This window comes from Azospirillum sp. INR13 (assembly GCF_015390205.1).
GTDB lineage: Bacteria > Pseudomonadota > Alphaproteobacteria > Azospirillales > Azospirillaceae > Azospirillum.
This window is the reverse complement of the sequence record NZ_VUOI01000016.1, coordinates 87,894-94,929: the sequence shown is the minus strand read 5'-3', so window position 1 is coordinate 94,929 and position 7,036 is coordinate 87,894. Positions and strand designations below refer to the sequence as shown.

At 69.3% G+C, this 7,036-nt stretch carries 6 protein-coding genes and 2 pseudogenes; 2 read left to right on the top strand and 6 right to left on the bottom strand.

Annotated elements, in window-relative coordinates:
- The 6 genes and pseudogenes from F1643_RS13525 to F1643_RS13505 all read right to left on the bottom strand — a co-directional run.
- Positions 1–1,085 (bottom strand): AI-2E family transporter (locus F1643_RS13525; protein WP_194913703.1); only part of this gene is annotated, 1,085 nt, incomplete at its 3' end.
- A 243-nt stretch (positions 1,086–1,328) separates the two neighbouring features.
- Positions 1,329–1,700 carry a sensor histidine kinase KdpD gene (locus F1643_RS23195; protein WP_255542754.1) on the bottom strand — a complete coding sequence of 124 codons (372 nt, stop codon included), beginning with the start codon at positions 1,698–1,700 and terminating at the stop codon, positions 1,329–1,331.
- A 166-nt stretch (positions 1,701–1,866) separates the two neighbouring features.
- Positions 1,867–2,121: pseudogene (locus F1643_RS23190) on the bottom strand (HAMP domain-containing protein); the annotation flags it as partial.
- A 663-nt stretch (positions 2,122–2,784) separates the two neighbouring features.
- Positions 2,785–3,466, bottom strand: a pseudogene (locus F1643_RS13515) (winged helix-turn-helix domain-containing protein).
- A 145-nt stretch (positions 3,467–3,611) separates the two neighbouring features.
- Positions 3,612–5,183, bottom strand: a complete 1,572-nt coding sequence (locus tag F1643_RS13510; RefSeq protein ID WP_194913702.1) for a DegQ family serine endoprotease — start codon at positions 5,181–5,183, stop codon at positions 3,612–3,614.
- 133 nt (positions 5,184–5,316) lie between these two features.
- Positions 5,317–5,736 carry a secondary thiamine-phosphate synthase enzyme YjbQ gene (locus F1643_RS13505; RefSeq protein ID WP_194913700.1) on the bottom strand — a complete coding sequence of 140 codons (420 nt, stop codon included), beginning with the start codon at positions 5,734–5,736 and terminating at the stop codon, positions 5,317–5,319.
- A gap of 122 nt (positions 5,737–5,858) precedes the next feature.
- On the opposite strand from F1643_RS13505, the gene F1643_RS13500 reads away from it, so the two are divergent.
- Both F1643_RS13500 and F1643_RS13495 read left to right on the top strand, forming a co-directional pair.
- Entirely contained in the window at positions 5,859–6,308 is a 450-nt protein-coding gene (locus tag F1643_RS13500; protein ID WP_255542747.1) for a CoxG family protein, read from the top strand.
- Between the two features lie 112 nt (positions 6,309–6,420).
- Positions 6,421–7,032 carry a nitrogen fixation protein NifQ gene (locus F1643_RS13495; RefSeq protein WP_194913698.1) on the top strand — a complete coding sequence of 204 codons (612 nt, stop codon included), beginning with the start codon at positions 6,421–6,423 and terminating at the stop codon, positions 7,030–7,032.
- Positions 7,033–7,036: the final 4 nt, after the last annotated feature.

Here is a 7,036-nt window from a genome sequence, read left to right as displayed (position 1 = left end):
GGCTGGCCCAGCTTGTCCTCGATGTAGAGCAGGTTGACCAGCACCAGCACGACCACGGCGATCGGTGTCGCCAGGAACATGCCGAGGATGCCGAACAGCACGCCGCCGGCGGCGATGGCGCCGATGGTGATCACGGGCGGCAAATCGACCACCCGCTTCTGCAGCAGTGGGGTGACGAGGTTCCCCTCCACCTGCTGGATGACCAGATAGAGCCCGGCGACCCACAGCGCATCCTGCGGCGACTGGGCAAAGGCGATCAGCAGCGCCGGGATCGCCGCCAGGAAGGGGCCGACCAGCGGGATGAATTCCAGCAGCCCGGCCACCATGCCCAAGGCCAGCGCCGACGGAATGCCCAGCAGCCAAAGCCCGACAGCGGTCAGCGTGCCCACCGCGGCCATCGCCACCATCTGGCCGATCAGCCATTTCCACAGGCTATCCCCGGCGACGTTCATCACCTCCCAAGCCCGCTCCTGCCCCTGCGGCGGCACCAGCAGCACCACGCCGCGCCGGTAGACGCCGGGCGAGGCCGCCAGATAAAGCGCGGCGAACATCACCACCACCGCGTCGCCGATGACATAGACGAGGCCGCTGGCGAAGCTGCTCAGCTGGTTCATCCAGGGCCACTCCTTGCCCTGGTCCATGATGCGCTGGCGCCACTCGTCGGGCAGCATGGCCATGGCCTTTGTCACCTGCTCCTGCAACTGGCCGAGCTGTGCCGTCATCGAGGTGCCCATCAGCCAGACTCCGCCGCCGACCAGCAGCACCAGCGCCACCAGCACGATGGCCAGCGCCCAGCCATGGCCCAGCCCCGTCGCCTGCCGCACATAGCCGGTCAGCCGCTGCAGCAGGATGGCGAACAGCACGCCGGTGAAGATCAGCAGCAGCGTGCCCGACACCCTCCACAGGAACAGCGTCAGCGCGGCCACCCCGGCGACGATCAGCACCTTCCAGGTGAAGACGGCCAGTTCGCCGCGCGCGGCCCGCGCCGGCGGCTCGTCCTGCGTCGCCCCGCTGCCGGTGCGGCCGGGCGGGACGGCGCCCGGGGAAGCGGTCTGGTGGGCGGTCGGGCGGCTGGGTATCGCCATCTCTCGGAACTCCCGCGCTTGCGGCCGCCTGACGGACGGCCCTGGGGGAGAACGCTCAAGTCCATCGGACGTTGCGGAAAGTCAGCAGGCTAGGCCGTTGGCGGTAGTCCGAAGATCGATCTGGAAGCCGGTCGGCGCCGCCCCATATCAAAAGGGACGCCAAGGAGTCATTCTCGCTGATGTCACTTTGAAAGCCCGCCGCATGGCGGGCTTTTTTTTGGCGATGATGGCGGCCTTGAGCCCCTAGCGCCGCGCTTCCGGCGGGAACACCAGGCTGACCCGCAAGCCCGGCGCGTTGTCGTCCAGTTCCAGACGTGCGCCATGCAGCGTCGCCACCGCATCGACAAGGCTCAGCCCCAGCCCGTTGCCGGGCGACGCGCGGGCGGTGTCCAGCCGGACGAAGCGTTGCAGCACCTTGTCGCGCATCTCCGCCGGGATACCGGGACCGCTGTCCGCCACCGAGATGCAGGCGGCGCGGCCGGGCGCCGGGCCTTCCAGCACCAGCGAGATGGTGCCGCCTTCCGGCGTGTACTTGATGGCGTTGTCCAGCAGGTTCGACACGGCCTGGGCCAGAAGCTGGCCGTTGCCGCGCACGGTCGGCTTTGCCCCGGACATCCACGCTCAGCCGCTGGCCGCGTTCGTCCGCCACCGGCTCGTAGAGGTCGGCGGCCAGTTCGACCACCTCGGCCAAGTCGACCGGCACGAAATCCTGCCGCTTGGCGCCCGATTCGGCCTCCGCGATCGACAGCAGGGCGCTGAAGGTGGCGAGCAGCCGGTCGGCTTCGGCGATCGTGTCCTGCAGGACGGTGCGGTAGACCTCCGGGTCCGCGGTCTCGTGCAGCAGCGCCAGTTCGATGCGGGAGCGCAGGCGGGTCAGCGGCGTGCGCAGGTCGTGGGCGACGCTGTCGGTCACCTGCCGCATCCCGGTCATCAGCCGCTCGATGCGGTCGAGCATGGCGTTGAGGTTGCCGGCCAGCCGGTCCATCTCGTCGCCGCCGCCGAAGCGCGGCACCCGGTCGCTCAAATCGCCGCTCATGATCTGGCGGGTGGTGCGGTTGATCGCCTCGATCCGCCGCATGGCGCCGCGGCTCATCAGCAGCCCGCCCCCAAGGCCAAGCAGGGCGGTGGAGCCCAGGATCCAGCCGAGCGAGCGGAACATGCGGGTGCGCAGCTGGTCGATCTCGCTCATGTCGCGGCCGACCAGCAGGCGGAACTGCCCCGGCAGGGTGAAGGTCACGGCCTGCGCGGTCGACGGCCGGTCGGTGACCCCGCCATAGTCGGCGACCTTGAAATGGGTCCAGCCGCTGGCATTGGGCACCGCCGCCGGCCAGCCCGACAGGTTGCCGGCCAGGATCACCCCGGCAGCGGTGGTCAGAAGATAGATGGAGTTGTTGTTGGGAACCGCGCTGCGCGTCCGCACCACGTCCACCAGACCGGGCAGGCCGTGGATGCGGTAATGGTCCTGCAGCCCGGCGACCTCCAGCGCTATGGTCTCGCCGATCTCCTGCTCCAGGAAGCCGGCGGTGGTGCGATAGACGACGCCCAGGATCAGACCGACCGACAGCACGAACATCGCCAGATACAGCAGCGCCAGCCGGAACGCCGTGGTCCGCACCAGCCGCAGGCCCGCGGCAAGGAAGCCGTGCAGGCCGCCGGCCGCGCCTTCATGCTTCATACGTCACGCATCGCAAAAGCCCCGTCACCCCTCCGCCACGCGCAGGCTGTATCCGGCGCCGCGGACGGTGTGGATCAGGGGGGTGGGGAAATCCTTGTCGATCTTCTGGCGCAGACGGGCGATGTGCACGTCGATGACGTTGGTCTGCGGGTCGAAGTGATAATCCCAGACATTCTCCCAGCATCATGGTGCGGGTCACCACGCTGCCGGCGTTGCGCATCAGGTACTCCAGCAGCGAGAACTCGCGCGGCAGCAGGTCGATGGCCTTGCCGGCGCGCTTGACGCTGCGCGACAGCAGGTCCAGTTCCAGGTCGCCCACCACCAGCCGGGTCTGCGGCTGGGCCGCGCCGCGCCGTCGCACCAGCACCTCGATGCGGGCGAGAAGCTCGGAAAACGCGAAGGGCTTGGTCAGGTAATCGTCGCCGCCGGCTTTCAGCCCCTTCACCCGGTCGTCGACGCTGCCCAGCGCCGACAGGAACAGGACCGGCGTGTCGTTGCCGGCCGCCCGCAGAACCTGGACCAGCGACAGCCCGTCGCGGCCCGGCAGCATGCGGTCGACGATCATCACGTCGTAATGCTCGGCACCGGCCAGGAACAGGCCTTCCTTCCCGTCGTTGGCGACGTCCACCACATGGCCCGCCTCCTTCAGCCCCTTGGCGAGGTAGCTGGCGGCCTGGCGATCATCTTCAATGACGAGAATCTTCATGAGCACGAGTGTAGCCTCCCAAAACAGCCCGGCCAAGCGCGAGCGTGCCGCGCCCGGCCGGACGTTCGAAGCCCCTCTCCCTAGATGGGAGAGGGGCTTCTTGTGGCGCCCGGCCGGACTTCCGTCACTCAGGCGGCGGACCGCCTCAGGCCTTCAGCTTCAGCGCGACGAAGGATTCGTTGCCCTGACGGTTGATCAGCATCAGCAGGGCCTTCTGGCCGGCCTTCTCGGCCTCGGTCACATGGCGGCGGACATCGGCCGGGCTCTTCACCTCGGCATCGCCGATCCGCTCGATCACGTCGCCGGGACGGATCGGCACGTCGACGCTGCCCGACAGCCCGACCACCACCACGCCCTGGACATCGTCGCCGATCCCCAGGCGCTTGCGCGTCGCCGGGTCCAGCGGGGCGAGCTTCAGCCCCTTCACCGGCGCGACCTCGGCCTGCGGGCCGGCGCCGGTGCCGCCGTCGGTATCGGCCGAGGCGACCTGCGGCTGTTCGCTCAGGCGCTCGATGCGGACCTGCACCGCCGTTTCACGGCCGCCGCGCAGGACCTTCAGCTCGACCGTGCCGCCGGGCTTGGTGTCGGCTACGTTGCGGGTCAGGTCGCGCAGGCTGTCGACCGGCTTGCCGGCATAGCTCAGCACCACGTCGCCCTGGCGCAGGCCGGCGCGCTGGGCCGGGCTGTCGGCGGTGACGTCGGCCACCAGGGCACCCTTGGCGGCGGGCAGGCCGACGCTGTCGGCGATGTCGGGAGTCACCTCCTGAATCTTCACGCCGAGCCAGCCGCGCTCGACCTTGCCGGACTCCTTCAACTGGGCCACCACGTCCTTGGCGAGGTTGGAGGGGATGGCGAAGCCGATGCCGACCGAGCCGCCGTTGGGGGAGTAGATGGCGGTGTTGATGCCGATCACCCGGCCGGCGAGGTCGAAGGTCGGGCCGCCCGAATTGCCGCGGTTGATGGCGGCGTCGAGCTGGAAGTAGTCGTCATACGGCCCGCTGTGGATGTCGCGCCCGCGGGCCGACACGATGCCCTTGGTGACGGTGCCGCCGAGCCCGAACGGGTTGCCGACCGCCATCACCCAGTCGCCGACGCGGGTCTTGTCGCTGTCGGCCCAGTCGACCGACGGCAGTGGCGTCTTCGGCTCCACCTTCAGCAGGGCGATGTCGGTCTTGGCGTCGCGGCCGATCACCTTGGCCGGCATGGCGGTGCCGTCCTGCAGGGTGACGGTGATCTCGCTGGAGCCGTCGATGACGTGGTTGTTGGTCACGACGAAGCCGGCCGGATCGATGATGAAGCCGGATCCGAGCGCCCCGCTCTTGCCCCGCGGTCCCGGACTCTGGCCATCCTGATCGCCGTCCGGACCGCCGTTCCGGCCCAACTGGTCCTGGAACTGGCGGAAGAACTCCTCGAAGGGCGAGCCGGGCGGGAAGCCGGGGATGCCGGGGCCGCGTTGCGCCCGCTGTTCGGCCTTGGCCTCCTGCGTCGCGGCGATGTTGACGACGGCGGGGCTGACCTTGGCGGCCAGATCGGCGAAGGTCGAGGGCGTGTCCTGCAGCATCGTCACGGCCGGCGGCGTGGCCGTCTGCTGCGCATGCGATGCCGCCCATCCGGCCAGCGCCGGTCCCGTCAGCACCGTGGAGCCCAGCAGCAGGGCGGCGACGGTGCGGCGCAGGCGGTTCGGACGGTTCGGCGTGGTGGAGGGAATGGTGGTCATGGCAACGACGCTCCAGTGATGCGGTTCCGGCTGTCCGGTGCTGTCCGCAATCTAGGGTGCCCGCCGTTGACCGGCGCCTTGCGACCGGATGAAAGATATTTCAGGCGGACCGCGCACCACCCTCCCCTACGGCCTATTCTCCCATCAGATGCAGCGCGATCTCGCGCCGGTGGGGGCGGGCGCGGTGTTCGAACAGGTAGATGCCCTGCCAGGTGCCCAGCACCGGCTCCCCTTCCATCACCGGAATCGACAGGCTGACGCCGGTCAGGGCGGAGCGGATGTGGGCTGGCATGTCGTCCGGCCCCTCGGTGGTGTGCTCGTAGAGCGACGGGTCCTCCGCCACCAGCCGGCGGAAGAAGCGCAGCAGGTCGGCCTGCACGTCGGGATCGGCATTCTCCTGGATGGTCAGGGAGGCCGAGGTATGGCGGCAGAAGACCGTCAGCAGCCCGGTGACCATCCCCTGCTCCGACACCCAGTGCCGCACCGGGGCCGTCACCTCGACCAGTCCGGTGCCGCGGGTGGCGATCGTCAGCATCGTGGCGGCTTGTCGCATGGGATCCGTCCTCCTGGTGGCGTTCGCCGGCTTGGTTCCGGCCGCAATCAATACCAGATGTGTCTGCCCGGCCGTTGCGCCGGGTTGCGACCCTGCGGGACTGCGAAAGAGGAAGACGGCGCATGGACATCACCGGTACCCACAGCGTCCCCGGGCCGCGCGACCGCGTGTTCGCGGCGCTCTGCGACCCGGCGGTGCTGATGCGCTGCATCCCCGTGCTGGAAGAGATGGAGCGGCTGTCCGCCACCGACTACGCCGCGCGGGTGCGGACCACGCTGGGGCCGATGAAGGCGCGCTTCTCCGGCCGGCTGAAACTGGAGCCGGAGGATGGCATCCACCGCTACCGGCTGGTCGCCCAGGGCAACGGCGGGCTGGCCGGCGCCGTGAAGGGCGAGGCGCTGGTGGTCCTGGAGGAGGATGACGGCGGGCGCACCCTGCTGACCTACAGCCTGACGGTTGCGCTGGGCGGGGGCCGTCGGCCGGCTGGCGGTGAAGCTGGTCCAGGCCAAGACCGACCGGGTGCTGGGCGCCTTCTTCGAACGCTTCGCCGCGGAGATCGACGCCCATCCTGAATGATGCGGCGCAATGCCGCAGGCCGACGGTTGGGAGAGCGTCTTTCGCACATGCAGCATCCTGGGTCAGGATAGCAGGCGTCGCGGGTGCTTCCAGCCGGTGGAGATGGACATGTCCAAGCTCTCAGCCCATTCGCCTGCCTGCGCTCCGGATCGAACGGACCCGGACGATCCCGTTGCCGACCGCATGATCTTCGGCCGCATCCTGGCGCTTGCCGCCGCGGATGAGGCGCGGACGATGCCCCAGACGCTCGCACTGACCAAGGCCGACCTTGCGGAGATGGCAGCCCGCCACGCCCCGCATTTCGCCGGCGCCGTCGCATTCCTGCACGACGAAGCGGATGCCGGCGAGGATGCCATCGAGGAGGCCGACCTGCGCGCCTTCCTGATCGACCATGGCGCGCGCGGCACGGACGAGGAGCGCTGGCTGGCCGCCATCCTGGCCCGCCGGTCGTTGGCGCCGAACCATCTGTGGCAGGATATGGGGTTCCACGACCGTGGCGAACTGAACACGATGTTCCGCCGCCATTTCCCGGCGCTAGTGGCTTTGAATGCCGGCGACATGAAGTGGAAGAAGTTCTTCTACCGGCAGCTTTGCGAACGCGAGGGGCTGATGCTGTGCAAATCGCCCAATTGCGAGGTGTGCGACGATGTGGAGGTCTGCTTCGGCGAGGAGGCCGGCGATCCGCTGGCGACCCTGTCGCGCCTTGCCCGCAGCAGCTGAAGGG